Genomic DNA, 25840 nt, shown 5'->3' with positions numbered 1-25840 from the left:
GATTCTGAAGGAAAAAGCTATGCCAGTTGTACGCGGCAAGGACATCGAGGTCCTGTTTTCGGCGTCGGCGATCGCCCGGCGCAATCTCGAGCTCGCCAAGGAAATCGCCGGGCGCGACTATCACGACCTGCTTGTGATATCGATCCTGAAAGGCTCGTTCGTCTTTGCCGCCGATCTTATCCGCGCCATGCACGATGTCGGCCTGTCGCCCGAGGTCGAATTCATCTTCATCTCCAGCTATGGAGCCGGCACCACAAGCGGCGAGGTCAAGGTGCTGCGCGACATCGACAACGAGGTCGCCGGCCGCGACGTTCTTTTGATCGACGACATCCTCGAATCCGGCAAGACGCTTTCCTTCACCCGCGACCTGATGCTGTCGCGCGGCGCCAGGAGCTGCGCCATCGCGGTGCTGCTCGACAAGCGCATGCGCCGCCAGACCACGCTCAACGCCGATTATGTCGGCTTCGACTGCCCCGATTATTTCGTCGTCGGCTACGGCATGGACGTCGCGCATGCGTTCCGGGAATTGCCGTTTGTCGGGGTCGTGAAAGGCGACGAGTAAGGTCGCGCCGAAAAGGCCGCATGGACGTTTCAAATTTTCAGAAAACGTCAACGTTTCGGCGGCATCTATCTCGGCATGGCAAAGCTCTTGATCGTCGAGGACGATGAATCCGTCCGCACCCTCGCTGCCCGCGCGCTGGAGCGTGATGGGCACAGTGTCACCATCGCCGCCGATGGCGCGCAGGGGCTCACCCTGATCCGCCAGCAGCGCGGCAGCTACGATCTCGTGGTGTCCGATATCCGCATGCCGGAGATGGACGGCATCGAGATGGCGTCCGCGGCGGCAAAACAGTTTCCGGCCATGAAGATCATGCTGATGACCGGCTATGCCGACCAGCGCGAGCGCGCCGAGGAATTGAACGGCATCATCCTCGACGTCGTGCAGAAGCCGTTCACGCTTGCCGAAATACGCGCCCGCGTCGGACGGGCATTAAGCTGCTTCGCTTGATCGTTTAGACGGCATCGCCGGTCGCTGCGATTGCAGGTGCTGCGCCGCGTCGGCGCTCACCGTTGAGTGCAACCAGACCGGCGCCGATGATCAGCGCCGCGCCCAGCACCGTCGTTGACCGCGGGACCTCGGCGAAGAACAGGAAGCCCCACAGCGGCGACCAGAGGATGCCCGTGTATTCGAAGGTTGCGACCCGGTTGGCGGGCGCCATCCGGTAGGCCTGCGACAGCAAGATCATGCCGGCGGAGGCAACGAAGCCGCAGGCCGCCATCTTCAGGAAGTCCGGCAGCGCCGGCCAGACCCAGGGCCGCACCAGGAAGTCGAGGCTCGGGTGGCCCGCATGGGTGATGCCGGCAAGATGAAACACCGCGGCGACCGCCACAGCGCCGGTGAGATAGGCGCCGTTCTGGTAGAAGGCCATCACCGTCGAGGATTCGGTCTCGCCGATCCGGCGCGCCATCAGCTGCGAGAACCCGTAGAGGAATGCCGAGCCGAGCGACAGCAGTGCCGCCCAGTCGAATAATCCGGCGCCCGGACGCAACATCACGACCACGCCCACGAGGCCGATCAGCACCGTCGTCAGCGTCCGCCCGGAGACGTGCTCGCCGAGATAAGGCCCGGCAAGCAACATGATAAAGAGCGGCGCCATGAAATAGAGCGCTATCGCGTCGGCCAGCGAGAGGGCGGCAATCGCCAGATAGTAGACGGTGTAGGAGCTGAATTGGATGAAGCCGCGCAGCGTCAGCATGCCCGCTCGTTTCGACAGCAAGGCTGTCAGGCCGACATCGGCCTGGACGATAACGACCAGGATCGGCAGCGCCACGAGGGCGCGGATCGCCATCACTTCCGTCACCGGATAGCTGCCCGAAACCGCCTTCACCAGCGGGTCCTGCAACGAAAAGACAAGAACGCCGAGGCAGAGGCTCAAAATGCCAAGCACCATCCGGTTCTGCATGTTCGTTCCAGTGAAAAAGAGCCCGCCACCGTTTCGGGCAGCGGGCACGAGTGAGGACTTTTCGAATTGGTCCGCGGCCGGATCTCACGGCCGCATATCCAATGGGTAGAGCAACTATCCTGCGGCGTTTGACATGTTGCAAACGAATTGGAATGATACCAGCAATCAAAATTTCTTATGGCGGCATCGATGAAGCCCACCCTCGACAGCGACCTCCTGCGCACCTTCGTGGCGGTGGCCGAGACCGGCAATTTCACCAAGGCGGCGGAAAAGGCCGGACGCACCCAGTCGGCGGTGTCCATGCAGATGAAGAAGCTGGAAGACATGGTGGGCGACAGCCTGTTCGAACGCGGCTCTCGCGGGGTGGCGCTGACACGTCGCGGCGGCGAGCTGATCGCCAACGCCCGCCGCATCGTCTCGCTGCTCGACGAGACGGCGGCATCGCTGGTCGCGCCGCCGCTCGGCGGGCTGGTGCGCATCGGCATTCCTGCCGAATACGGACGGTCGATCTTGTCGCGGGCACTTGGCGAATTCGCCAAACGCCACCCGCGCGTGGAGGTCACGGTGCGTTACGCGCATTCCGACTCGCAGGTGAGGGCGCTTGCGGCCGGCGAACTCGACCTTGCGGTGGTGTTCGAGTGGGAAGGTTTTTCCGGCGGCGATGTGCTGATGCACGATCCCACGGTATGGGTGACGTCAACGCTGCATCACATGCATGAGGAACGGCCGGTGCCGATCGCGCTTTACAGCCGCAATGGCTGGTGCCGGGACTTCGCGATCAAGTCGCTGCAGCAGCGCGGCCTCGACTACCGCGTCGCCTACACCAGCGACACCAATGGCGGCCTGACGCTGGCGGTCACTTCTGGCCTGGCGATCGCACCGATCTCGCGCAGCAACATCCCGCTCGATTGCCGCGAGCTGACCGCCGCCGACGGCTTCGGCGACATCGATTCCTCGAATGTGGTGCTGCACCGCAATCCGCTGGCGACGGGCGAAGCGATCGACGGGATGGAAAACGCGATCCGCGAGGCTTTTATGCTGACCAGGCAGGCACAGGCAACAGTCAGTCTTTGACTTACGAAACGGTCCGCTCAATCCGGCGGTCCGCTCTCCATCTGCTTGAGCCAGCGCATGGCATCCTCAAGGCGATCGTCGCCCCAGAACAGCTCGCCGTCGACGACGAAGCTCGGCGAGCCGAAGATGCCGAGCGCCTTGGCCTGCTCCGTCGCGGCCGCGAGCTCGGCCTTGGCGTCATCGCTGTCGGCCCGCCGAAGAACCGGCTCCGCTTTCTGTCCGGCCTTCTCGATGCTCGCCGAAATGTTTGGCTCGCTACCCGCCGGCTCACCCATTTCGAACCAGCGCCGGTAGCTTTCCCGGGCATAGGCTTCGCACCAGCCCTCGTGCGCCGCGATGAGAGCCACGCGATTGGCGCGTTCGAGCTCGGCCAGCGGGTAGGGGCCGGCAGTTTCGGCACCATCCTGTACATCGCCGCTCGGCGCTCGATGTCGCGCCACATATAAGCCGCCTTCGCCGGCTTCTTGGCAAAGGGAATGTTGTCCATCTCGATCATGATGGCGCGCACATTGAAGGGTCGCCAGCGGAACTCGATGCCGGTCTCAGCCGCAACCTCGGCGAGACGCATCACCGAAAGATAGGTGTAGGTGCTGCCGATGGAGAACCAGAAGTCGATCATCGCCAGTCTCCCTTGACGATGACGATACCGGCAGGCAGCGCGGCCTGCAATGCGTGTGGCGAGAGCGACCTGCGGCTGCCCGCTACCTCAGTCTCTTTCGAAAAAGGTCAGGCGATTGCCGAACGGATCGATCACCGTGACCTCCTTCGTCTGCCAAGGCGTCGTCTCAAGGCCCGGCCTGTTGAAGCGGTAGTTCTTGGCCTTGAACTCGCGATGCAGCTCAATGATGCCGGTCGCTTCGATGCGTATATTGGCACCGGGCGAGCCGTCGCCATGATGCTCGCTCAAATGCAGCTCGCAGCCGTCGCGGGCGACGCCCATATAGAGCGGCGCGTTGTCGTCGAAGCGATGCTCGAAGCGGACCTCGAAACCGAGGAAGTCGAGATAGAACTCTCGCGCCTTGACGGTATCGAACATGCGCAGGATCGGCGTGACGGTTCCAAGCTTCGGCATGTCGGCGGTGACCGGTGTGGGCGCTATTTCAGTTCGAGCAGGCGTTCGAGGTAGCTGCGCTCGATGTCCGGGCTGAGCGCGTTGCCGAGGCGCTTGCGGATCGCTTCGAGGATCTGGCGGGCGCGCTGCACGTCGATCTCGTCGGGCACCTTGACGGAGTTGCCGTCGTCGGGGCCCTTCGTGGCGCGCGGCCGGCCAAGCGGGTCGCGGTCGGCGTCCTGCTGACGTCCGCCCTGTTCGCTGCCGCCCTGGTCGCCCTGCATGGCCTGCATCTGCTTCATCATCTCCTTGGCGCCGCGGCGCAGCGCCTCCAGCGCGCGGCCCTGGTGGCCGACCGCCTGGTCGCCTTCGCCTTCGCCCAGCGCCTGCTCGGCATCGCCCATGGATTTGCCGGCCTCGCCAAAGCCCTCATTGGGCTGCATGCCCATGCCTTCGAGGCCCTTCTTCAGCTTGTCGAGCTCGCTCTGCAGCTGGCCCTGACCTTCCTGCAGCTGCTTCAGCGCATCCGCGAATTCCTGCGGCGTCATTTGCTTCGGCCGGCCGAGCGGGTCGCGGTCATCACCGGGCTTCTGCCCATCCTGCGACTGCTCGCCATCCTCGCCCAGCTGCTCGTCGCGATTTGCACCGCGCTGCCGATCGCCGCGCTGCATCTGGTCGAGGCGGAAGGTATCGTTCATCATCTCCTGCTGGCGCCGCATGATCTCGCCCAGCTTGTCCATCTGCTGGCGCATCTCGCTGTCCTGCTCGCCGGCCTGCTGCTGGCGCCCGGCCTGCAGGTTGTTCATCATGTCCTGCAGTTCCGACAACAACTGCTGGGCCCGGTCTCGGTCGCCGGATTTGGCGAGATTCTCGATCTCGTCCATCATCCGGTTGATGTCGCTCTGGCGCAGTTCCCGACCGTTCTGCTGCATCTGCGGCGCGTTCGGGTTCTGCTGGGCGCGCTGGGCGAATTCCTGCAGGAACTGGTTCATCGCCTCGCGAAGTTCCTTCATCGCCTTTTCGAGCTCTTCGTCGCTGGCGCCGTTTTTGATGGCGTCCTGTAGCGCCTGCTGCGCCTGGCGCAGCCGACGCTCGGCGGCCGACAGATTGCCTTCCTCGATGCCGAGCGCGATCTCCCACAGATAAGCCACCTCGTTGCGCAGCTGGTCGTCGTTCTCGGCAAGCTTCAGCCGGCTCCTCGCGCTCATGATCGCAAGGTAATGCGACATGTTGTCGAAGGTATCCTCGGGGCGCAGGGTGATCGCGTCCATCAGGTCGAGCACGCGCGGCTTGGCGTTGGCGTCGAGCGCCAACAGGCGGCGCTGCTCGATCACAGCGCGGGCCAGCGGATTGGAGAAGGGCCGCTCCGGCATCACCAGCGTCCTGGTCTCGCTGGTGGCGGTATGGCCGGCATCGTCGGTGGCGGTCAGCGTCAGCTTGATGGTGCTGCCGGCCCAGACATGCTCGGTCAGATCCTTGGTCGTCTTGGCGGCGTTCGCCTTGCCGCCGCGGCGCGGCAGCGTCAGTGGCATGTCGGGCGGGCCATAGAGCGGATGTGCACTGGCCGGCGGCGGCTCAGACAGCTCGAAGACGGCCTTGGCGGAGGCCGCGCCATAGTCGTCGTCGATCTGGTAGTTGAGCTCGACGGCGCCATTGACGGCACGCTTGGGCTCGCCGACGAAACGGATCGTCGGCGGTTTGTCCGGGATGATGGCGAAGGCCCAGTGGCCGAGGTCGTCCTCGCCGGACTTGAGCCGCAGCGTGCCGTTGGTGTTCAGCTTGCCGGAGAACTGGCGCACTTTGAGCCCGGCTGGGGACCCCGGCTGTGCCGCGGCTGGCGCTGCGCCCTTCGGCGCAGCCGGCTCGATGGCGCGATCATTGCCGTTCGCGTCGGCATAGCTCAGCGTTTCTTCGCCGGTTCCGCCGGTGACGCGCAGCGAGACGTCGCTGCCCTCTGGGACGCTGAAGACCTGCGCGGCCTGGTTCACGTCGGCGGTCAAGAACAGCGGCGGCTTGCCGGTATAGGACGGCGGCGTCACCCAGGCATCGATGCGCGGCGGCACACTATCGCGCGCGGCGCTGGCGACGAAGCCGTCGCTGATCCTGCCGCCGAAAGGTCCGAACGAGAAGGCAAAAGCGGTGACGAACAGCAGCCCCACCACAGCCCGCAGGCCCCAGCGGTCATAATCCGGCACGCTTGTGCGCGGCCGGTCGGCGCCCAGGCCGGAGAGCCGCTCGGCCATGCGCTTCTGGTGCTCGCGCCACAGCGCCTGCGAGAAGAGGCTGTCCGCGCCGCTCGGCCGGTCGGTCTGCACCTGCACGGGGCTGTGCAGCAGCTCGTTCGCTGCCTCGATGCGCCGGTCGACCTCGGCGGCGGAAGGAATGCGGAAGAAGCGCAGCGCAAAGAGCGCGGCGAGCGCCGAGATGGAGAAGAGGATCAGGAGGCCGATCCGCGCCAGATCCGGCAGGCGCTGGAACAAGCCCAGCCACGAGACACTGAGGAACAGGCCGGCGACCACCGCCAGCGGCAACAGCAACGGCCAGCCGCGCTCGAAGATCATCGAGGCCCGCGTCGCCAGCCGGCTCAAGGCAAGGCGCCCGGCCAGACCGCGTTCGCCGCTGGAAATGGGTCGTTCCGTCATCGGCCCTTCCTGCCCGGGCAGGATCGCCCGGACCTCATGAGCAGAGGATAACACCAAACACGGCGAAGGCGAGGCGGGTTCCAAAATCTGTGAAGGGTTCGCCGCCTTTACGATCAGAAATTCGCGGGATTCGTGTTGGAGCCGCAGACCAGGACGGCCGCGCGCTCGCCGAGAGCCGGCGCGTAGCGACCGGAAAGCATCGCCGCAAAGGCAGCGGCCCCGCCCGGCTCGGCGATGATTCGCGTGCGGTCCCAAAGCGCTTTCTGCGCCGCCACGATGTCGTCGTCGCTGACCAGGATCGAGCGCTCGACGAAGGCTTTCGCGATCGGGAACATCATTTCGCCGACGCGCTTCGGCGCCAGCGAATCGGCGGCGATGCCCTCGGCCGGTGCATCGACCGGCTTGCCGGCCTCGAAGGCGCGGTGAAGCGTCGGCGCGCCCTCGGGCTCGATGGCGATGATGCGGATGCGGCCAGCGAACCAGGCGGCGATGCCGCCGATCAGGCCGCCGCCGCCGACCGCGACAAGCAGCGTCTCGATCTCCGGCAGATCGGCTTCGATCTCGAGCCCGAGAGTCCCTTGCCCGATGAGCGTCTCTTCCTGGTTGAACGCGTGGATCTGCAGGGCGCCGGTTCGTTCGGCAAAATCCTCGCTGGCGGCCAGCGCCTCGGCATAGCGCGCACCGCCGACCACCAGCTCGGCGCCGTAGCTGCGGATGCGCTCGAGCTTTGCCGGCGGGCTGACCTCGGGCACGAAGATGGTGGCCTTGTGCCCCAGCTTCATGGCGGCATAGGCGACGGCGGCGCCATGATTGCCGCCGGAGGCGGCGACCACACCCGCTGCGGGCACCTGCCGCTCGAGCAGGTTGGTGAAGGCGCCGCGCGCCTTGAACGAACCGGAATGCTGCAGACATTCGAGCTTCAGATCGACCGGAAAGGCCGGCCGGCCGAAGTCAGCCATGTCGACGCGCATCACCGGCGTGTGGCGGACGAACGGGCGGATGTGCGGTTCCACCGCGGCGATGCGATCCCGCGTGATAGCTCCAGTCTCCAGCATGGCTTGCTCCTTTGAGCGCGGGACCCTCGTGCTTCTATTTCAGCCACTCGGGCAATGAATCCAGCCCGATCAGCTCCTCATAGGTCGGGCGCGGCCGTACGACGTGAAAACGGTCGCCGTCGACCAGCACTTCGGGCACCAGGAGCCTTGTGTTGTAGGTGCCGGCCTGCACCGCGCCATAGGCGCCGGCCGTGGAGACGGCGATCAGGTCGCCGGCCTTCAGCCTGGGGAGATCGCGGTCGAGGCCGAGGAAATCGCCTGTCTCGCAGACGGGGCCGACGATATCGACCTTCATGCGCGGCGTGGCAGCCGGCGGCTGCACCACCGGTCTGATGTCGTGGAAGGCGTCATAAAGCGTCGGCCGGATCAGGTCGTTCATGGCGGCATCGACGACGAGGAAGTTCTTGGCGTCGCCTTCCTTCACATAGATCACTTCCGAGACCAGGATGCCGGCATTGCCGACGATCAGCCGGCCAGGCTCGAACATCACCTTCAGGCCGAGCCGGGTGACATGCTTGCGGACGATCTCGGCATAGGCGTCGGGCAAGGGGGGCGGGCTGTTGTCGACGCGGTAAGGAATGCCGAGGCCGCCGCCGAGATCGACATGCTCGATTGAATGCCCGTCGGCGCGCAGCACGCCGACCAGTTCCACCAGCAGCGCGAAAGCGTCGTCGAAAGGCTGCAGCTCGGTAATCTGGCTGCCGATATGGGTGTCGATGCCGGTGACCTTGATGCCCGGCAGCTCCGCCGCGCGGGCATAGACCTGCCGCGCCCGCTGCCACGGGATGCCGAACTTGTTCTCGGCCTTGCCGGTGGAGATCTTCTTGTGGGTCCTGGCGTCGACGTCCGGGTTGATGCGCAGCGAGACGGGCGCCACCTTGCCGAGCGCTGTGGCGCGCGCCGACAGCAGTTCGAGTTCGGGTTCGGACTCGACGTTGAAGCAGAGGATGCCGGCATTGAGGGCGAAGTCCATTTCCCGCGCGGTCTTGCCGACGCCGGAAAACAGGATCTTGCTCGCGGGGATGCCGGCGGCCAAAGCGCGCCGCAGTTCACCTTCCGACACCACGTCGGCGCCGGCGCCTTGTCTTGCCAGGGTCTTCAGGACGGCCTGGTTGGAATTCGCCTTCATCGCGTAGCAGACCAGCGCGTCGAGACCGGCAAAAGCTTCCTTGAAGACCCGGAAATGCCTGGTCAGGGTCGCGGTCGAATAGCAGTAAAACGGCGTGCCGACGCTGGCGGCGATGTCGGGGATTGCCACATCCTCGGCGTAGAGAACGCCGTCGCGGTAGTCGAAATGGTTCACGGGGAGAGGTCCGAAAATTGGAGCGCGATGAGATCGGATGATCTCCTCGGCTCTAGAGCAAGGGGTCGAGAATGAACTTCTTGTCCTTGACCGGTTTCTCAGGCTCGGGCGGCAGCGGCTGTTTGGCTCGCTCCGCATCCTTGCGCGCCTGCACGGCAGCCTCGTAAGGCGTATCGAGGCCGCCTCTCCTGCCGCAGGCCGTGACGGTGACAACCGCCGCCAGCAGCGCGAGCGTCACCAAAATCCTGCCTCGGGTCATCGATCCATCCGTTCGAAACTGTTTTGTCCAGCCGCGCTTTTAGCCGAGTTTTCGGCGCATTGCATCCCGGCATCACGCCTTGGCGAGCCGCTTTTTCCAATAGCGGATCTGCTTCCTCACCTCCGACGGCGCGGTGCCGCCGAAGCTGGTCCGGCTCTTCACCGAATTCTGCACGGCAAGCACGGAGAAGATGCCGTCGGTGATGCCGGGATGGATCGAGCGCAGGTCCTCCAACGAGAGCTTTTCCAGCCCGACCTTCTTCTCCTCGGCGAGCGCGACGGCGCGGCCGGTGACGTGATGGGCCTCGCGGAAGGGCAGGCCGAGATTGCGCACCAGCCAGTCGGCGAGGTCGGTGGCGGTGGCGTGACCGGCGCCGGCGGCCTTCTTCATGGCGGCCGTGTTCACGGTCATGTCGCGCACCATGCCGGTGGTCGCCGCCAGCATCAGGTCGAGCGTCTCGGCGGCGTCGAAGACCGATTCCTTGTCCTCCTGCATATCCTTGCCATAGGTCAGCGGCATGCCCTTCATCACCGTCAGCAGGCCGACCAGATGGCCGTTGATGCGGCCGGTCTTGCCGCGCACCAATTCGGCGGCGTCTGGGTTCTTCTTCTGCGGCATGATCGAGGAGCCGGTGGAGAAGCTATCCGAGAGCCGGACGAAGCCGAATTGCGGCGTCGACCAGATGATGATCTCTTCGGCGAGCCGCGACAGATGCGTGCCGCAGATCGCGGCGATGGACAGGAATTCGAGCGCGAAATCGCGGTCCGACACGCTGTCGAGGGAATTGCGCATCGGCTCGCGGAAGCCGAGCGCCTTCGCCGACATATGGCGGTCGATGGAAAAGCTCGTGCCGGCCAGCGCGGCGGCGCCCAGCGGGCTTTCGTCCATGCGCTCGATGGCGTCGCGGACACGCGACAGATCGCGGCTGAACATCTCGACATAAGCCATGCAATGATGACCGAAGGTCACCGGCTGCGCGGCCTGCATATGAGTGAAGCCGGGCATGACCGTCGCGGCGTGCTCCTCGGCGCGCTCGAGAAAGGCGCCGATGAGGTCCTTCAGTGCCTGGGCGACGCGCTGGCATTCCTCCTTGACCCAGAGTCTCAGATCGACCGCCACCTGATCGTTACGCGAGCGGGCGGTATGCAGGCGGCCGGCAGCCGGCCCGATCAGATCGGCCAGACGCGCCTCGACATTCATGTGGATGTCTTCGAGCTTGGTCGAGAATTCAAATTTCCCAGCCTCGATCTCTTTCAGGATCGTGTTCAGGCCGTGAGCGATTTTCCCTTGATCGGCCGCCGAAATAATGCCCGTTTCAGCCAACATCTCGCTGTGGGCGATCGAGCCGCGGATGTCCTGCGCGTAGAGTTTGCGGTCGAAGGCGATCGATGCGTTGATCGCTTCCATGATCGCGGCCGGACCCGAGGCAAAACGTCCGCCCCACATCTGGTTGCTGGCCTTCTTGTCGCTCATCGCTATAACCCGTGCTCCGGAGCAGTTTTTAAGAAAATGGCAGACGGCAATAAATTCTTCCCGGCCCCGCGCCTCATCCTCGCCGCGCTTGTAGCGGGCGTGCTGGCCGGCGCGGTCGCGGTATATGTCAGCGAGAGCGGTTCTGGCAACAACACGCCGGATCAGGTTGCCGCGGCCGGCACCGGCAAGGACGACATCGCCTGCAAGGCGAAGGTCGAACGGGCCAAGCAGGTTGCGGCAAAGGCAGTCGGCCAGGTCGCGGCGCTGCAGCCGGCGGATCCGCCGCAATCGCTGAAGGGCCTCGCCTTCAACGGACCCGACGGCAAGCCGACGACGATCGCCGGTCATGCCGGCAAGACGGTGCTGCTCAATCTGTGGGCGACATGGTGCGCGCCCTGCCGCGCCGAAATGCCGGCGCTCGATGCGTTGCAGAAGGAAAAGGGCGGCAACGCTTTCGAGGTCGTCGCGGTCAATGTCGACACCGGCGACGACGCCAAGCCGAAAAAGTTCCTGAAGGAGATCGGCATCGAGACGCTCGGCTACTACCGGGATGCGACGATGGGCCTGTTCAACGAGGCCAAGACGCGCGGGCTGGCGCTTGGCCTGCCGGTGACGATGCTGATCGACGGCGAAGGCTGCCTGATCGCACATATGAACGGCCCGGCGGAATGGTCGAGCCCCGACGCCAAGCGATTGGTGGAGGCCGCGCTCAGTCCGTCAAGCTGAGCGCAGCGCGGCGGCCGGCTCGAGCATCAGGATGCTGCCGCCGCGGGCCTCGACAGCATCCATGGCCGCCGGCACGCCGGTCAGCTCGCTGAAGGTTTCGATCGGGCCTGGCCTGCCGAGATAGTATCCCTGGCCGATCTCGCAGTCTTCGGCATCGAGGAAGCGCAATTCGTCCAGCGTTTCGACGCCTTCGGCCAGAACAGGCAGGCCGAGGCCGCGCCCCAGACCCAGCACGGCGCGCACGATGGCCGCGACCTGGCCATTCCTGTCGACCGACTTGATGAAGGAGCCGTCGATCTTGATCTTGTCGAAAGGGAAGGCGCGGAGATTGGAAAGCGATGAATAGCCGGTTCCAAAATCGTCCATCGCGACGCGAATACCAAGCGCCTTGACCTGCCGCAGAGTCGCCAGCGCCCGCGGCATATCCTTGATCAGCGCCGTCTCGGTCACTTCAAGCTCCAGCCGTCCGGCCGGAAGTCCCGAACGCAGCAGAATCTCGTGCACTTTGCGGCTGAAATTCGGGTTGTGGAGCTGCACCGCCGAGACATTGACGGCGATGGTCAGCGGATTTTTCCAGCGCACGGCTTCCTCGCAGGCCGTCGCCAGCACCCATTCGCCGATCTGGGCGATGGCGCCGCTGTCTTCCGCGACCGGGATGAAGACCGACGGCGGGATGTTGCCGCGCTCCGGATGATGCCAGCGGATCAAGGCCTCGAAACCGATCATCTTGCCGCTGCTGATCTCTTTTTGCGGCTGATAGACCAGCCGGAACTCGCCGCGCGCAACCGCCTGGCGCAGATCGTGCTCCATGGCGCGCCTGTCGCGCGTCTCGGCGCCCATCGAAGCTTCGAAATAGCGATAAGTGTCCTTGCCCTCGGCCTTGGCGCGGTAGAGCGCGGTGTCGGCATGGCTGACCAGCGCCGCCTGCTCGTCGGCGTCCAGCGGGTAAAGAGCAATGCCGATGCTGGCCGACACCAGCTCGCCGCCGGGCGACAATTGGCTCTCCTGGCGCAGCCTGGAAAGCACCGCCTCGGCGATGCGGCCCGCGGCCTGCGGGTCGGGAAGGTTCGGCGCGATGATGGCGAACTCGTCGCCGCCGAGGCGGGCGAGCATCTGCCCATGGCGGAGCACGCCCGAAGCGCATTGCGCCACCCTCTGCAGCACGGCGTCGCCGGCCGCATGACCGAAGAGGTCGTTGACCTCCTTGAAGCGGTCGAGATCGAGAAGCATCAGCGCGAGCTGCCCGCCCTTGCCGCTTGCCGTGGCGATCTCGGCCTCGAGGCGGCTGGTGAAGCTGCGGCGATTGGCAAGCCCGGTCAGCGGATCGAAATGCGCCAGGTGAAGGATCTCCTGCTCGGCCTTCTTGCGCTCGCGCATGTCGCGGACGGCGACGACGTCGTGAGGCTTGCCGCAATAGTCGATGCTGCGGGCGATCAGCTCGACCGGGATGCGGGTGCCGTCCTGGCTGCGCAGCTCGGCTTCCTGCGCCTGGCCGCTGCCGCCGGCGATGGCTGAGGCGATGCGTGCGCCGAAGAGGTCGCCAAGCGTCATCACGTTCAGCGTGCCGGGCGCGATGCCGCTCAGCGCCGCGATGCTGTCGTTGGCGCTGACGATGCGGCTGCCGTCGCAGACGATCAGCCCCTCGACCGCCGCGTTGGCCAGGCCGTGCATGCGCTGCGCTTCCGCCTGGTGGCGTCGGAAGCGCAGGTCGATGCGGAGCGCCGCGGCCGAGAGCACTAGGATGACCAGGCTTGCCGCCGCGGCGGCAAAGGCTTGCGACATCGGCGCGATGGTGAATTTTGAGATCTCTATCGAGGAGTCCGGATAAATCGAGACCGCCGCCATGGCGATAAAATGCAGTGTGCAGATGGCCAGTGTGAGCAAGACGGCGGCAGCGATCGTCGTAAGCGTCGACGGGCGGCGCAGCACGACGAGCAGCGAAAGCGCGGCAAGCGTGACGCCCGCCGCCAGCGAAAGAGCGACGAGCAGCTCGTTCCAGACGATCCGGCCCTGGACCTCGAACGCCGCCATGCCGGTATAGTGCATCACGGCAATGCCGACGCCGAGCACGGCGCCGCCGACAAGGTAGTGATCAATGCCGCCGCGGATGGTGGCGATCCACATTCCGGCCGCTGTCAGAACTACGGAGGCAGCCAGCGAAAGGGCGGAAAGCTCCGCGTTATAGGCGTTGGGTATTCCCGGCGTGAAGGCGATCATGGCGACGAAGTGCGTCGCCCAGATGCCAAATCCGGTCGCCGTGGCTGCAATCAACAGCCATGCGTAGCGATTTCGACTGGTCGATTGCTCGACATGGCGAAGAAGATTGACCGCCGAGAAAGACGAAATTCCGCAGATGAGCGCCGCAAGCGCGACCAACCTCAGATCGTGCTCGTGCACGATGCAATTATAGACGGTCAACATTTGGCCCCACCTGATCTTCCCGCATCAATCAAGTTAAGATTGCTTAAGGCCCGACAGCTGAAGAATCGATTAGTGGACCTGCAACCGACGCGTGTGTCTCGGGTTGTAAGGGCGGATAAGGTTAGGCCGGCTGTCGCACACGATGGTTGGAGTCGCTCAAATCCTAAGCCGGCAAACAATCTGCCCGGCCGTGACTGATGCACGTTATTTTAGGATCAGTTGATGTTCATCGACGCATAACAAAACCGTTGTCCGATTGTCATGCGCAACACATACTGGTTTCTGCGGAAGCCCCCCTTTCGCCAATCACAACGGGAGATGAAAACATGAAGCTCTTCGGCTTCGCGGCAGGTGTTGCCGCTACCTTGACCCTGCTTTCCACCACGTCCGCTTTCGCTGTCACGCAGATCAGCTGGTGGCATGCGATGACGGGCGCCAATGCGGAAGTCGTCGACAAGATCTCGAAGGACTTCAACGCCAGCCAAAGCGACTACCAGATCGTTCCGGTCTTCAAGGGCACCTATCCCGAGACGCTGAATGCAGGCATCGCCGCATTCCGCGCCGGCCAGGCGCCAGACATCATCCAGGTTTTCGATGTCGGCACCGGCGTCATGATGGCGGCCGAGAGCGCGATCAAACCCGTGGCCGAAGTTTTGACGGGCGCGGGGATGACGTTCGATAAGAGCCAGTATCTGCCCGGCATAGTCGGCTACTATTCGAAGCCGGACGGCACGATGTTGTCTTTCCCTTACAATTCCTCCTCGCCGATCCTCTACTACAACAAGGACATCTTTCAGAAGGCCGGCCTCGACGTGAACAACCCGCCTAAGACCTGGAACGAGGTATGGGAAGCGGCGAAGAAGATCAAGGCGAGCGGCGCGGCCCCTTGCGGCTACACCTCGACCTGGCTGACCTGGATCCATCTGGAAAATTTTGCCGCCTGGAACAATGTTTCCTGGGCGACCCAGCAGAACGGACTGGCCGGCGGCGACGTCGAGCTCAAGATCAATGCGCCGATTTTCGTCAACCACTTTCAGGCGCTGGCTGACCTCGCCAAGGATGGCACTTTCAAATATGGCGGGCGCACCTCCGAGGCCAAGCAGATATTCCTCGCCGGGGAATGCGGCATCTTTACCGAGTCCTCGGGCGGGCTCGGCGATATCGTCAAGTCGGGCATGAACTACGGCATCGGCCAACTGCCGTATGACAGCGATGCCAAGGGCGCGCCGCAGAACACGACGCCCGGCGGCGCAAGCCTCTGGGTTTTCAGCGGCAAATCCGATGCGGAGTACAAGGGCGTCGCGGCCTTTTTCGCCTATCTCTCCAAGACCGAGGTGCAGGAATATCTGCACCAGAAGTCGGGCTACCTGCCGGTGACGCTGGCGGCCTATGAGGCGACCAAGAAGTCCGGCTTCTACGACAAGAACCCGGGCCGCGAGACACCGATCCTGCAGATGACCGGCAAGGCGCCGACCGAGAATTCGAAGGGTGTGCGCCTGCCCAATCTGCCGCAGGTGCGCGATATCCAGAACGAGGAGTTCGAGAAGATGCTGGCCGGCCAGGAAACGGCTCAGCAGGCGCTCGACAATGCCGTCTCGCGCGGCAACGCGGCGATCAAGGACGCTTTGGGCAACTAGACCTGGCCGAGATGAAACGTCGCCCGCGCGGATCCGCGCGGGCGATCCTTGCTTGACGAGGAAACCAAGCTGACCCCGCGCGTCGTTTTCCCCCACAAAGTTCTGCCTTACCTGCTTGTGGCGCCGCAACTCGCCATAACACTGGTTTTCTTCTACTGGCCGGCCGGGCAGGCGCTCTACCAGTCCATGCTCAGGCAGGATCCATTCGGGCTGAAGAGCAAGTTCGTCTGGTTTGCCAATTTCCGCAAAGTGCTTGCCGACCCGGCCTATCTCAACTCGATCAAGGTAACGGTGGTATTTTCGCTTGCCACCGCAATCGTGGCCATGGCCGTGGCGTTGCTGCTCGCCGTAATGGCGGAAAAAGTGGTGCGCGGGAAAGCGCTCTACCGCACGCTGATGATCTGGCCCTATGCGGTGGCGCCGGCGATCGCCGGCATGTTGTGGCTGTTCCTGTTCAACCCTTCGATCGGCTCGCTATCCTACGTGCTGAGAAGTCTCGGTATAGCCTGGGACCCGTTGCTCAACGGCAGTCACGCCATGATCCTTTTGGTTTCCGCCGCCGCTTGGAAGCAGATCAGCTACAATTTCCTGTTCTTCGTCGCCGGGCTGCAGGCGGTGCCGAAGACGCTGATCGAGGCGGCGGCGATCGACGGCGCCCGCGAGACCAAGCGTTTCTGGACCATCATCTTCCCGCTGCTCGCGCCGACGACCTTCTTCCTGCTGGTCGTCAACACTGTCTATGCCCTGTTCGACACGTTCGGCATCGTCCATGCCGTCACCGGCGGCGGACCGGGCAAGACCACCGAGACGCTGGTCTACAAGGTCTACAATGACGGCTTCGTCAACCTGATCCTCGGCGACTCGGCGGCGCAGTCGGTGATCCTGATGGTCATCGTCATAGCGCTCACCGCCATCCAGTTCCGCTATGTGGAACGCAAAGTCCACTACGGCTGAGGCAAGCGATGATCGGCCAGTCCCCGTTGCGTGTCCTGATCGCCCATGCCGCTCTCATTCTCGGCATTTTGATCGTTGCATTTCCCATCTACTACACATTCGTGGCCTCGACACAGACGCTGCAGACGATCCTCAAGCCGCCCCTGCCGCTGCTGCCCGGTGACCAGCTCTGGAACAATTACAGCGAGGCGTTGTTCGGCGGTGTCGGGCGCATCGGCGGCGTCAGCGTCGGCAGGCTGCTTCTCAACACGACGGTCATGGCGCTCGGCGTCGCGGTCGGAAAGATCTTCATCTCGATCCTGTCGGCTTATGCCATCGTGTTCTTTCGTTTCCCGCTGCGCATGACCTTCTTCTGGCTGATCTTCATCACTCTGATGCTGCCCGTCGAGGTCCGCATCCTGCCGACCTACAAGGTGATGGTCGATCTCGGCATGATCGACACCTATGCCGGTCTGATCATTCCGCTGATCGCCTCGGCCACGGCCACGCTATTGTTCAGACAGTTCTTCATGACCATCCCGGGCGAGCTCGTCGAGGCGGCGCGCGTCGATGGCGCCGGGCCGTGGCGCTTCTTCTTCGACATCCTCCTGCCGCTGTCGCGCACCAACATCGCGGCGCTGTTCGTCATCCTCTTCATCTATGGCTGGACGCAATATCTGTGGCCGCTGCTGGTCACCAACAGCAACGACATGAACACCATCGTCATCGCGCTGAAAAAGATGGTTTCCTTCGCCGATGCCGATACCCAGTGGCACCTTGTGATGGTCACCGCGATGCTGGCCATCGTGCCGCCGATCCTTGTCGTGGTGCTGATGCAGCGCTGGTTCGTGCGCGGCCTGGTCGAATCCGAGAAGTGAGGGGCGATGGCGACGGTTGATCTCAATGATGTGAGGAAGGTCTATGCCGGCGGCGTCGAGGCCGTGAAAGGCGTTTCCATCGCCATTCCGGACAAGCAGCTTTGCGTGCTGGTCGGTCCCTCCGGCTGCGGCAAATCGACGTTGCTCAGGATGATCGCCGGACTCGAGACCATCTCGTCCGGAACGGTTGCGATCGACGGCAAGATCGTCAATGCCGTCGGTCCGACCGAACGCGACATTGCCATGGTCTTCCAGAATTACGCGCTCTACCCGCATATGAAGGTCTACGACAACATGGCCTATGGCCTGCGCAATCGGGGCACGCCGAAGGCCGAGGTCGACAGCAGAGTGCGTTCAACTGCCAAGGTGCTGGAATTGTCGGGACTGCTCGACCGGCGCCCACGCGAGCTTTCCGGCGGCCAGCGACAGCGCGTCGCCATGGGCCGGGCGATCGTGCGCAATCCGAAAGTCTTCCTGTTCGACGAACCGCTCTCCAACCTCGACGCCAAGCTGCGCGGCCAGATGCGGGTCGAGATCAAGAGCCTGCAGCGCAGGCTCGGCGTCACTTCGGTCTATGTCACGCACGACCAGCTCGAGGCGATGACGCTAGCCGACATGCTTGTCGTCATGAATGCCGGGCTGGTCGAGCAGATCGGCGCTCCTCTCGACATTTACGAGAAGCCGGCCTCGACATTCGTCGCGTCCTTCATTGGCGCGCCGCCGATGAACCTGCTCTCACTGAGCACAGAAAGTTCTGCAAATGAGCTGGAAGGAAAGTTGCTTGGGCTTGCCCCGCCCGGCGGGCAGGCGGCAATGCTAGGCTTCAGGCCCGAGGACGCCGAACTCGTCGCCGATGCCGAGGACCGATCCGGGGCGCTGATGCTGTCCGCAACGGTCGAGGCCGTGGAGCCGGTCGGCGCGGAAACCTTCCTGCACTGCTCGGCCGCCGGCAATCGTATCGTGATACGGGTTGGCGGCCGCACGGCGGCAAAGCCCGGCGACAAGTTGCGCATCACCGCCCCAGCCGAGAAGTTGCACTGGTTCGATCGGGGCGGCAGGCGCCTCGACAGCACAAGCCCCTCCTCTTGACCCAGCTTCAGGCAAACACATGCGCCTTGCCGGTCACGGTGAGGCGCACGATCTCGCCGACCTCCGGCACGTCCATGCCGGTCTTGCGCAGGATGAGCGGTGTGTTGCCGATCGCGGCCGCATCCGGCGGATCCGGGCTGTTGAGCAGCCGCACGGCGATGGTGCAGACCGAGCCGGCGAATTCGGAGTCCGTCACCTCGCCGAACAGCATGTCCGGCGTCCCCGACATGCCTTCGCGGGAGGTTCGTTTAAGCACCACTTGCTCGGGCCTGAGCATGATACGGGCGACGTCGCGCCGCTCGGTGATGTCGACCGCGATGCGGCCGAGTGGCGATATGGCAAAGCCGTCGGCGATCTTGGCCGGCACGATGATGGCGTCGCCGAGGAACTCGGCAACCATCCTGTCCCTGGGCTGGAAGTAGAGCTCGCGCGGCGTGCCGACTTGCGAGAACAGGCCGTCGCGCATGACGGCTACCTGGCTGGCGAAGGACAGCGCCTCGGCCTGATCATGGGTGACCAAGATGGTGGTGATGCCCGCATCCTCCAGAAGCTCGGCCACAGCCTTGCGCATCGAGGCGCGCAGGCCGGTGTCGAGCGCCGAGAACGGCTCGTCGAGGAGCATCAGCCGGGGTTTCATCGCCATGGCGCGGGCAAGCGCGACACGCTGCTGCTGGCCGCCGGAAAGCTCGTGCGGACGGCGCTTCAGGATCGCCTTGTCCAGCCCGACGATATAGGCGAGCTCGACAATGTGCTCGGCGCGCTTCTCGGCGCTTCGGGGCATGCCGAAGCCGATGTTGTCGGCGATGGTGAGATGCGGGAAGAGGGCGCCGTCCTGCGCCACCACGCCGATGCCGCGGCGATGCGCCGGCACCGCCGCCCCGCCATTGGCGAGCAGCTTGCCGTCGAGCGCGATGCGGCCGCGGTCTGGCGCCTCGAAGCCGGCGATCAGCCTCAGCAAGGTGGTCTTGCCGCAGCCGGAGGGTCCGACGATCGCGGTGCGGCTGCCGCTTTCGACGGTGAGGTCAACGCCGGCAAGTGCTCCCACCGGGCCATAATGTTTTGCTACGTCGCGGAGCTCGAGGAAGCTCATCGGCCGGCCATCCGCTTTGACTGGACGTAGAGCACCCAGGTCATGGGCAGCGACATCGCCACCATGATCAAGGCGTAAGGGGCGGCCGAGGCGTAGTCGATCTCGCCGCTGTAGGACCAGAACGCCATCGCAAGGGTGCGGGTGCCGTTCGGCGCCAGCATCTGCGTGGCGGTCAATTCATTGGTGATGCCGAGCGCCACCATCGCCATCCCGGCCGCCGCGCCCGGCGCCGACAGCCGGATCGTGGTCGACCATAGCGCCCTGAGCGGCGGGCGGCCGAGGCTCGAAGCTGCGCGTTCGAGTTCCACCGGCGCCTGGGCGATCGAGGCGCGCAGGCTGACCAGCGCGCGCGGCAGGAACATCAGCGCATAGCCGAAAAGGATGGTGAAGAGCGTCTGATAGAGCGGCAAGGCGATGCGTACGGTGATGGTCACCAGCGCCAGCGCGACGACCACACCCGGCAGCGAGCCGACGATGTAGTTGCAGCTCTCGAGTAGGCGCTGCAAGCGGCCGGGCGCACGGATCGAGATCCAGGCCATGGGCATTGCGGCGACCGTGGCAAGCAGCGCGCCGGCGACGGCGAGGACCAGCGTCTGGCCGAGCGCCAGGCTGATCTCGTCCCAACGCCAGACGTCGGCGCCACCGGCAAGCAGCCAGCGGCCGACGGTCACAAAGGGCACGCCGAGCGTGAGCAGCGCAGTGCCGGCGGGCAGCAGCAGGCAAGGCAGCGCCGCGCGGCCGAGGGCGGTACGCTGCTGCTGGCGCGCCGCCCCGGAGCCGACGCGGGCATAACGCTCCTCACCACGCACGATCACCTCCACGCCAAGCAGCACGAAGCAGCAGGCGACCAGCACGGCGGCGAGCATGTTCGCCGCCGCGCCGTTGAAGGTCGACTGGAACTGGTCGACGATCGCGGTGGTGAAGGTATCGAAGCGGATGAAGACATAAAGCCCGTATTCGGCAAGCAGGTGCAGGCCAACCAGCAGCGAACCGCCGCAGATGGCCAGCCTCAACTGCGGCAGCACGACACGCGCGAAGACGCGCCAGGGTCCGAGGCCCAATGCTGCGGCGGCATCTTCCAGCGCCGGGTCAAGCCGGCGCAGCGCCGCTGCGATCGGCAGATAGAGAAACGGGAAATAGGCGATGACGGAGACGATCACGCCGGCCCAGAGCCCGTGCAGGCCGGGGATTAGGCTGATCCAGGCGTAACTGTGGACGAAGGCGGGAATTGCCAAGGGCGCCACCGACAGCCACGACCACCAACGGTTGCCGGGAAGGTCGCTGCGCTCGGTCAGCCAGGCAAGCGCCACCGACAGCACGATGGCGATCGGGACGGCCAGGACGACAAGCAGGATGGTGTTGACCAGGAGCGCGCCGACGCGAGGCCGAAAGATCAGCGCCACCACCGTGTCCCATCCCGTCTGGATGCCCACCCAGACAATGAAGGCAAGCGGCAGGAGAGCGATCAGGGAGACGATGGCGGCCGCAAGCGTAATCCACGACGTGGATCGCCGGCTCTGTCTTGCGGCAGCCGGCGGCCCCGAATGCGTGAGGTCGATCGCGGACATCAGCCGGAATGCACCGCCTGGAGACGATCTGATGAACCGCGAACGCGGTCGGAAACGCAGATGATCGTCATCGACGAGGCCATCTCCAAAACAAAAGCGCTCCCGCGGAAAGCGAATTCCGGCGGGAGCACGGTCGGTTGTCCTTTTAGGACGAACGCGGACTAAAGCAAGCCGGCTTGCGTCATCAGGTCGATGACCTTCTTCGAGTTCAGGTGCGTCGGATCGATCTTGGGTGCCTGCAGATCGGCCAGCGGCACGAGCTTCGGGTTCGACATGGCATCCTTGCCGACCGCGTATTCATAAGAGGTCCCGGTTTTCAAAACCTCCTGGCCGGCCTTGCCGGTGACCCACTTCAAGAAAGCCTGGGCTTCCTTCGGATGCTTGCTCGAGGCCAGCACGCCGCCGCCAGAGATCGACACGAACGCGCCCGGGTCCTGGTTCTTGAAATAATGCAGGCCGACATTCTTGCTGTTCTCGCCGGTCTTCGCCTGGTCGCCGAAATAGTAGTAGTGGTAGATCACGCCGCCATCGATCTCCCCGGCATTGACCGCCTTCATCACCGTATTGTTGCCCTTGTAGGCGGTGAAGTTCTCCTTCATGGCCTTCAGCCAGTCGGAAGTCGCGGCTCCACCTTTGAGCTCGAGCATCGCGCTGACGATGGCCTGGAAATCGGCGCCGGACGGCGAGGCGGCCCACCGGCCCTTCCAGCTCGGATCGGCAAGGTCGAGCAGCGACTTGGGCAGCTGGCCTTCCTTGAGCTTGTCCTTGTTGTAGGCAAAGACGGTGCTGCGCGCGGCGACGCCCACCCATTTGCCGCTCGAAGGCTGGTATTCCTGCGGAACCTGAGCGAGGGTGTCGGCATCCACCGGCGCGAACAGGCCGGCCGCCTCGACCAGCGCCATTGCAGGCGAATTCTCTGTCAGGAACACGTCGGCCGGCGAGGCAGCACCCTCGGCGACGATCTGGTTGGAGAAATCGCTGTCGCCGCCGTTGCGCAGCGTGACCTTGATGCCGGTTTCCTTGGTGAAGCCCTTCGCCCATTCCTTGGCCAGGCTTTCATGCTGGGCGTTGTAGACGATGATGCCTGCATCCTCCGCCATGGCCGGTCCGGCAATCAGGCCGAGCGCCAGCGCGGCGGCGCCGGCAAGAGTGGAAAAGGCAGTTTTCATGGGCATCGTCCTCAAATCTGGAGACAGGGGTTCGGGCTCAGGCGCACCTATAAATACCTGATTACGATAGTCAACATTCCGGCCTGCTTCAATCGGTCGCCGTGCCGCAAACTTTCGTGATTTTCCGGTACTTTGGCTTGGACATTATTTCGCCGGACACGTAACAAACCAGGGCCGAGACGCGAACATCGGGGGTAAACTCTTGTGACCGGCAAGGACGAGGCCGAGCTTTCCCGGCTGCTCAGGGCCGCGATCGCGGGAGACGAAAGGGCTTACGCCGACTTTCTTCACCGGATAGCCGCTCTCGTTCGTGGCTTCGTCCGGCGCAAGATCGTCCAGGGCGGGGTCGACCCCGAGGATGTCGTGCAGGAAACCTTGCTGGCCATTCACGTCAAAAGGCACACGTGGCGAGAAGACGCGCCGGTGCTGCCATGGGTCTATGCGATCGCCCGCTTCAAGCTGATCGATGCATTCCGCAGGCGCGGCCGTCGCATCGAGGTCGAGATCGACGAGATCGCAGAGACGTTCGCCGAGCCGGAAGCGGAGACGGTGAGCGAGCGCGACATAAACCGGGCCCTGGACGGCTTGCCGCCCTCGCAGCGTTCCGTGGTTTCCTCGATCTCGGTCGACGGCCATTCGATCGGCGAAACGGCGGTCAAGCTCGGCATCAGCGAGACGGCGGTGCGCGTGTCGCTGCATCGCGGCCTTGCCGCGATCGCCAAAAGGTTCGGACGACGGTGACATGAGAACCGAGGACCTCATAAAGGCGCTCGACGCCGATGCCCGCAACAAGGCGATGCCGCTTGGCCTCGCCTGGTGGCTGGCCGTCGGCGTGGCGGTTGTGGTCGCGGCGGTGGTCTTTTTCATGACCATCGGTCCGCGCCCGGACATCATGCCGGCCATGCATACGATGCGCTTCATGTCGAAGTTCGTCTTCACCTTGGCGCTCACGACCAGCGCATTCGCTCTGATCCGAGCCCTGTCGACGCCCGGTGCGGCGAGCAGGCGAGCGAAACTATGGACGCTCGCCGCGCCTGCGCTCGTCGTGATCGCGGTCATCCTGGAGCTTTTCGTCGTGCCGGAGGCGGACTGGGGCAGGCGGCTCGTGGGTTCCAACATGATGATCTGCATGAGCTTCATCCCGTTGATCGGCATCGGTCCCCTGGCGATCTTCCTCGGTATGCTGCGCTATGGCGCGCCGACGCGGCCGGTGCTGGCCGGCGCGGTCGCGGGCTTGCTCGCGGGCGGACTGGCGGCGACCTTCTATGCCGCGCATTGCTTCGACGATTCGCCGCTGTTCGTCGCCACGTGGTATACGATCGCGATCGCTTTCCTCACCGCGCTCGGCGCGCTTGGCGGACGGTTTTTCGTCCGCTGGTAGGATTACACACCGATCCTTAATCATGCCGGCAATTGCTTTGCCGGTTAGCCGCGTGGCCGCCGCAGCTTACAACCATTCCTTAAAATCGATCCGCCAGGGTTGTGGCAGTTGCGCATGGGGTGGAATCGCATTGTGGCGTGGTTGAGTTGGAAAGGTCCGCGGGCCGGCAAGCGATCTGTGCTCGCCTTGATGGCGGCTGGGATCGTCACCCCGATGGCATCGGTCCTGTTGCCGGCGCTGGAGCTCGGCGCGGACGCGCTGAAGTTCTGCCTGCAGATATCCGTCGCCGTCACGGCCGTGACGCTGTTTGTCTCGGCGCTGTTCATCCGCAGGATCATCGACGACCGCCGGCAGATTGCCGAGAGCGAGCAGCGCTTTCGCCGCGCGATGGAAGATTCGGCGATCGGCGTCGCCATCGTCGGCCTCGAAGGCCGCATCCTTCAGACCAATCCCGCCTTCGCGGCGATGCTCGGCTACAGCCGGGCGGAAATCGAGGCGCTGACCTTCTTCCAGATCACGCATCCCGACGACCTGCAGATCGGCCGTGAGACGATGATCGCGCTGAAAGAGGGAAAGATCGATTCCTTTCATTTCGAGAAGCGCTACCTGAAGAAGGACGGCACTCCGGTCTGGGCGCAGCTTGCGGGCTCGGTCATTCGCGAAGACGAGACCGGCAAGCCGCTCTATCTTGTGTCGCAGATCGAGGACATCGATGCGCGCAAGCAGGCCGAAGCGCGCATCGCCGAAGCCGAGACGCGCTGGAATTTCGCGCTGACCAGCGCCGGACAAGGCGTCTGGAGCCTCGACATGCGCAAGGGCGGCACGACTTACTCCGAAACCTGGGTCAGAATGCTGGGCTATGAGGATGGCGAGCTGGACGGGGACCCCGACCGCTGGCTGACGATGATCCATCCGGACGACCGCCAAATTGTCGCCGACGCGGACCGGGCGCATCTTGCCGGCGAGACGGCCTTCTTCGAGGCCGAGTTCCGAATGCGCCACAAGGACGGCCATTGGGTCTGGATCCTCGACCGCGGCAAGGCGATCGAACGCGACGGCGAGGGCCGGCTGATCCGGGCGATCGGCAGCTTGACCGATATCACGGAGCGCAAGGAGGCCGAAGAACGGCGCAAGGTCTCGGCGGCGATGCTCGCCGACGAAAAGGAGCGGCTCAGGGTGACGCTGCAGTCGATCGGCGACGCGGTGATCTGCACCGATGCCGCCAACCGCGTCAGCTTCATGAATCCGGTCGCCGAAAAGCTCACCGGCATTGCCAGCGGCGAGGCGCTTGGCAAGGTGCTCGGCGATGTCTACTGGGCGGTCGACGAGGAAACCGGGCAGAGGATCGGCCTGACGCGAGCTTCGGCCGCCGACCGCCATCATTGCGATCAGAACGCCCGCGCCGTGCTCATCAGGCGCGACGACACGCGCTGCAGCATCCGCCAAATGGTGTCGCCGATCATGAACGACCACGACGAGTTCTGCGGGCTCGTCATCGTCTTCCAGGATTTCACCGACGCGCGCGCCCTGCAGCGCCAGCTCGCTTATGCCGCGGCCCATGACGCGCTGACCGGGCTCGCCAACCGCCCAAGCTTCATCCGCACGATGGAGGAGCTGGTCGATTGGTGCCGGTTGAATGGCGGCGAGCATCAGTTCATGTTCGTCGACCTCGACCACTTCAAGGCGGTCAACGACACTGGCGGCCACGCGGCGGGCGATGCGCTGCTGAAGCGCGTCGCCGACGCCATCCGCAACGTGCTCGGGCCGGAAGATATCGTCGCCCGCCTGGGCGGCGACGAGTTCGCGGTCATACTGAAATCGGGCGCGCCGGCGCGAGCGACGGTCGCGGCGCGTTGCATCATCGAAGCCATCCGCAACCTGGGCTTCAGCTGGGACGGTCGTCCGCATTCGATCGCCGCCAGCATCGGGCTTGCGCCGATCCGCGCCGGCTGCGGCGAGGTGGATGAGATCATCGCCCGTGCCGATGCCGCCTGCTATGCCGCCAAGGCGGCCGGCCGCGGCTGCGTTTCGGCAGCACCCGATGAAGTTTCGAAGGACGAGGCGGCGCCCCTCCCGCTTGCCGCGGCATCCTGAACGCCGCGTGGTGAGCGTTCAGTCGCGGGCGGC

23 protein-coding genes and 1 pseudogene are annotated in these 25840 nt (G+C 64.5%); 11 read left to right on the top strand and 13 right to left on the bottom strand.

Annotation, left to right across the window (positions count from 1 at the left end; all coding sequences use genetic code 11):
• Positions 1-19 precede the first annotated feature (19 nt).
• Both hpt and A9K71_RS03320 read left to right on the top strand, forming a co-directional pair.
• Positions 20-562 (top strand): hypoxanthine phosphoribosyltransferase, encoded by a 543-nt coding sequence (hpt, locus tag A9K71_RS03325; RefSeq protein WP_066990495.1) that lies wholly within the window; start codon positions 20-22, stop codon positions 560-562.
• Between the two features lie 75 nt (positions 563-637).
• Positions 638-1009, top strand: a complete 372-nt coding sequence (locus A9K71_RS03320) for a response regulator (protein ID WP_066990239.1) — start codon at positions 638-640, stop codon at positions 1007-1009.
• Between the two features lie 4 nt (positions 1010-1013).
• Here A9K71_RS03320 and A9K71_RS03315 read toward each other — a convergent pair whose 3' ends face one another.
• On the bottom strand, positions 1014-1964 hold the full coding sequence (locus A9K71_RS03315; RefSeq protein WP_066990236.1) for a DMT family transporter: 951 nt from the start codon (positions 1962-1964) through the stop codon (positions 1014-1016).
• Between the two features lie 189 nt (positions 1965-2153).
• Between A9K71_RS03315 and A9K71_RS03310 the strand changes: the two genes are divergently transcribed.
• Positions 2154-3038: a LysR substrate-binding domain-containing protein gene (locus A9K71_RS03310; protein ID WP_066990494.1), complete on the top strand. Its 885-nt coding sequence runs from the start codon at positions 2154-2156 to the stop codon at positions 3036-3038.
• Positions 3039-3055: 17 nt separating this feature from the next.
• On the opposite strand, the gene A9K71_RS03305 is transcribed toward A9K71_RS03310, so the two are convergent.
• The 8 genes and pseudogenes from A9K71_RS03305 to argH form a co-directional block, all read right to left on the bottom strand.
• Complete coding sequence (locus tag A9K71_RS03305) at positions 3056-3478, bottom strand: DsbA family protein (protein WP_245299512.1); 423 nt, start codon at positions 3476-3478, stop codon at positions 3056-3058.
• Between the two features lie 2 nt (positions 3479-3480).
• Positions 3481-3606, bottom strand: a pseudogene (locus A9K71_RS32825) (2-hydroxychromene-2-carboxylate isomerase); the annotation flags it as partial.
• A gap of 138 nt (positions 3607-3744) precedes the next feature.
• Complete coding sequence (locus tag A9K71_RS03300; protein ID WP_066990233.1) at positions 3745-4110, bottom strand: glyoxalase superfamily protein; 366 nt, start codon at positions 4108-4110, stop codon at positions 3745-3747.
• Between the two features lie 23 nt (positions 4111-4133).
• Positions 4134-6731, bottom strand: coding sequence for a TIGR02302 family protein (locus A9K71_RS03295; RefSeq protein WP_066990230.1), 2598 nt, complete (start codon positions 6729-6731; stop codon positions 4134-4136).
• 113 nt (positions 6732-6844) lie between these two features.
• Positions 6845-7786, bottom strand: a complete 942-nt coding sequence (locus tag A9K71_RS03290; RefSeq protein ID WP_066990228.1) for a threonine/serine dehydratase — start codon at positions 7784-7786, stop codon at positions 6845-6847.
• Positions 7787-7820: 34 nt separating this feature from the next.
• Positions 7821-9089, bottom strand: a complete 1269-nt coding sequence (gene lysA / locus A9K71_RS03285; RefSeq protein WP_066990225.1) for a diaminopimelate decarboxylase — start codon at positions 9087-9089, stop codon at positions 7821-7823.
• 52 nt (positions 9090-9141) lie between these two features.
• Positions 9142-9348, bottom strand: coding sequence for a lipoprotein (locus tag A9K71_RS03280; RefSeq protein WP_066990222.1), 207 nt, complete (start codon positions 9346-9348; stop codon positions 9142-9144).
• Between the two features lie 72 nt (positions 9349-9420).
• On the bottom strand, positions 9421-10821 hold the full coding sequence (argH, locus tag A9K71_RS03275) for an argininosuccinate lyase (RefSeq protein WP_066990219.1): 1401 nt from the start codon (positions 10819-10821) through the stop codon (positions 9421-9423).
• A 36-nt stretch (positions 10822-10857) separates the two neighbouring features.
• Here argH and A9K71_RS03270 point away from each other — a divergent pair, with 36 nt between their 5' ends.
• A complete protein-coding gene (locus A9K71_RS03270; RefSeq protein ID WP_066990216.1) occupies positions 10858-11547 on the top strand; it encodes a TlpA disulfide reductase family protein in 690 nt (229 codons plus the stop codon).
• Here the strand turns inward: A9K71_RS03270 and A9K71_RS03265 are convergent.
• A complete protein-coding gene (locus A9K71_RS03265; RefSeq protein WP_066990213.1) occupies positions 11539-13968 on the bottom strand; it encodes an EAL domain-containing protein in 2430 nt (809 codons plus the stop codon). The two genes, A9K71_RS03270 and A9K71_RS03265, sit on opposite strands and share 9 nt — an antisense overlap.
• 326 nt (positions 13969-14294) lie before the next feature.
• On the opposite strand from A9K71_RS03265, the gene ugpB reads away from it, so the two are divergent.
• From ugpB to A9K71_RS03245, 4 genes are all read left to right on the top strand, one after another.
• Positions 14295-15605, top strand: coding sequence for a sn-glycerol-3-phosphate ABC transporter substrate-binding protein UgpB (ugpB, locus tag A9K71_RS03260; protein WP_066990210.1), 1311 nt, complete (start codon positions 14295-14297; stop codon positions 15603-15605).
• A 69-nt stretch (positions 15606-15674) separates the two neighbouring features.
• On the top strand, positions 15675-16559 hold the full coding sequence (gene ugpA / locus A9K71_RS03255) for a sn-glycerol-3-phosphate ABC transporter permease UgpA (RefSeq protein ID WP_066990493.1): 885 nt from the start codon (positions 15675-15677) through the stop codon (positions 16557-16559).
• An 8-nt stretch (positions 16560-16567) separates the two neighbouring features.
• Complete coding sequence (ugpE, locus tag A9K71_RS03250) at positions 16568-17416, top strand: sn-glycerol-3-phosphate ABC transporter permease UgpE (RefSeq protein WP_066990208.1); 849 nt, start codon at positions 16568-16570, stop codon at positions 17414-17416.
• Positions 17417-17422: 6 nt separating this feature from the next.
• On the top strand, positions 17423-18505 hold the full coding sequence (locus tag A9K71_RS03245; RefSeq protein WP_066990205.1) for a sn-glycerol-3-phosphate import ATP-binding protein UgpC: 1083 nt from the start codon (positions 17423-17425) through the stop codon (positions 18503-18505).
• Positions 18506-18512: 7 nt separating this feature from the next.
• Here A9K71_RS03245 and A9K71_RS03240 read toward each other — a convergent pair whose 3' ends face one another.
• From A9K71_RS03240 to A9K71_RS03230, 3 genes are all read right to left on the bottom strand, one after another.
• A complete protein-coding gene (locus A9K71_RS03240; protein WP_066990202.1) occupies positions 18513-19595 on the bottom strand; it encodes an ABC transporter ATP-binding protein in 1083 nt (360 codons plus the stop codon).
• Positions 19592-21163: an iron ABC transporter permease gene (locus tag A9K71_RS03235; protein ID WP_082980315.1), complete on the bottom strand. Its 1572-nt coding sequence runs from the start codon at positions 21161-21163 to the stop codon at positions 19592-19594. Before A9K71_RS03235 ends, A9K71_RS03240 begins: the two co-directional genes overlap by 4 nt.
• Before the next feature lie 161 nt (positions 21164-21324).
• Positions 21325-22332, bottom strand: a complete 1008-nt coding sequence (locus A9K71_RS03230) for an iron ABC transporter substrate-binding protein (RefSeq protein ID WP_066990195.1) — start codon at positions 22330-22332, stop codon at positions 21325-21327.
• Positions 22333-22536: 204 nt separating this feature from the next.
• Here A9K71_RS03230 and A9K71_RS03225 point away from each other — a divergent pair, with 204 nt between their 5' ends.
• From A9K71_RS03225 to A9K71_RS03215, 3 genes are all read left to right on the top strand, one after another.
• Positions 22537-23073 (top strand): sigma-70 family RNA polymerase sigma factor, encoded by a 537-nt coding sequence (locus A9K71_RS03225; protein WP_066990192.1) that lies wholly within the window; start codon positions 22537-22539, stop codon positions 23071-23073.
• 1 nt (position 23074) lies between these two features.
• Entirely contained in the window at positions 23075-23713 is a 639-nt protein-coding gene (locus tag A9K71_RS03220; RefSeq protein WP_066990189.1) for an NrsF family protein, read from the top strand.
• 213 nt (positions 23714-23926) lie between these two features.
• Positions 23927-25807 (top strand): PAS domain S-box protein, encoded by a 1881-nt coding sequence (locus A9K71_RS03215; protein WP_245299511.1) that lies wholly within the window; start codon positions 23927-23929, stop codon positions 25805-25807.
• The last annotated feature ends 33 nt before the right edge of the window (positions 25808-25840 follow it).

It is taken from the genome of Mesorhizobium sp. WSM3873, assembly GCF_001672445.1.
GTDB lineage: Bacteria > Pseudomonadota > Alphaproteobacteria > Rhizobiales > Rhizobiaceae > Mesorhizobium.
The sequence above is the reverse complement of the archived record's forward strand: the minus strand, read 5'-3'. Positions and strand labels throughout refer to the sequence as shown.

Coding starts and splice junctions, on each gene's coding strand:
- A9K71_RS03280 (WP_066990222.1), bottom strand. CDS start 9,348: ATGACCCGAGGCAGGATTTTGGTGACGCTCGCGCTGCTGGCGGCGGTT.
- A9K71_RS03265 (WP_066990213.1), bottom strand. CDS start 13,968: ATGTTGACCGTCTATAATTGCATCGTGCACGAGCACGATCTGAGGTTG.
- hpt (WP_066990495.1), top strand. CDS start 20: ATGCCAGTTGTACGCGGCAAGGACATCGAGGTCCTGTTTTCGGCGTCG.
- ugpE (WP_066990208.1), top strand. CDS start 16,568: ATGATCGGCCAGTCCCCGTTGCGTGTCCTGATCGCCCATGCCGCTCTC.
- A9K71_RS03220 (WP_066990189.1), top strand. CDS start 23,075: ATGAGAACCGAGGACCTCATAAAGGCGCTCGACGCCGATGCCCGCAAC.
- argH (WP_066990219.1), bottom strand. CDS start 10,821: ATGAGCGACAAGAAGGCCAGCAACCAGATGTGGGGCGGACGTTTTGCC.
- A9K71_RS03230 (WP_066990195.1), bottom strand. CDS start 22,332: ATGAAAACTGCCTTTTCCACTCTTGCCGGCGCCGCCGCGCTGGCGCTC.
- A9K71_RS03315 (WP_066990236.1), bottom strand. CDS start 1,964: ATGCAGAACCGGATGGTGCTTGGCATTTTGAGCCTCTGCCTCGGCGTT.
- ugpB (WP_066990210.1), top strand. CDS start 14,295: ATGAAGCTCTTCGGCTTCGCGGCAGGTGTTGCCGCTACCTTGACCCTG.
- A9K71_RS03245 (WP_066990205.1), top strand. CDS start 17,423: ATGGCGACGGTTGATCTCAATGATGTGAGGAAGGTCTATGCCGGCGGC.
- A9K71_RS03240 (WP_066990202.1), bottom strand. CDS start 19,595: ATGAGCTTCCTCGAGCTCCGCGACGTAGCAAAACATTATGGCCCGGTG.
- A9K71_RS03320 (WP_066990239.1), top strand. CDS start 638: ATGGCAAAGCTCTTGATCGTCGAGGACGATGAATCCGTCCGCACCCTC.
- A9K71_RS03300 (WP_066990233.1), bottom strand. CDS start 4,110: ATGCCGAAGCTTGGAACCGTCACGCCGATCCTGCGCATGTTCGATACC.
- A9K71_RS03295 (WP_066990230.1), bottom strand. CDS start 6,731: ATGACGGAACGACCCATTTCCAGCGGCGAACGCGGTCTGGCCGGGCGC.
- A9K71_RS03215 (WP_245299511.1), top strand. CDS start 23,927: ATGGCATCGGTCCTGTTGCCGGCGCTGGAGCTCGGCGCGGACGCGCTG.
- A9K71_RS03290 (WP_066990228.1), bottom strand. CDS start 7,786: ATGCTGGAGACTGGAGCTATCACGCGGGATCGCATCGCCGCGGTGGAA.
- A9K71_RS03270 (WP_066990216.1), top strand. CDS start 10,858: ATGGCAGACGGCAATAAATTCTTCCCGGCCCCGCGCCTCATCCTCGCC.
- A9K71_RS03235 (WP_082980315.1), bottom strand. CDS start 21,163: ATGTCCGCGATCGACCTCACGCATTCGGGGCCGCCGGCTGCCGCAAGA.
- A9K71_RS03310 (WP_066990494.1), top strand. CDS start 2,154: ATGAAGCCCACCCTCGACAGCGACCTCCTGCGCACCTTCGTGGCGGTG.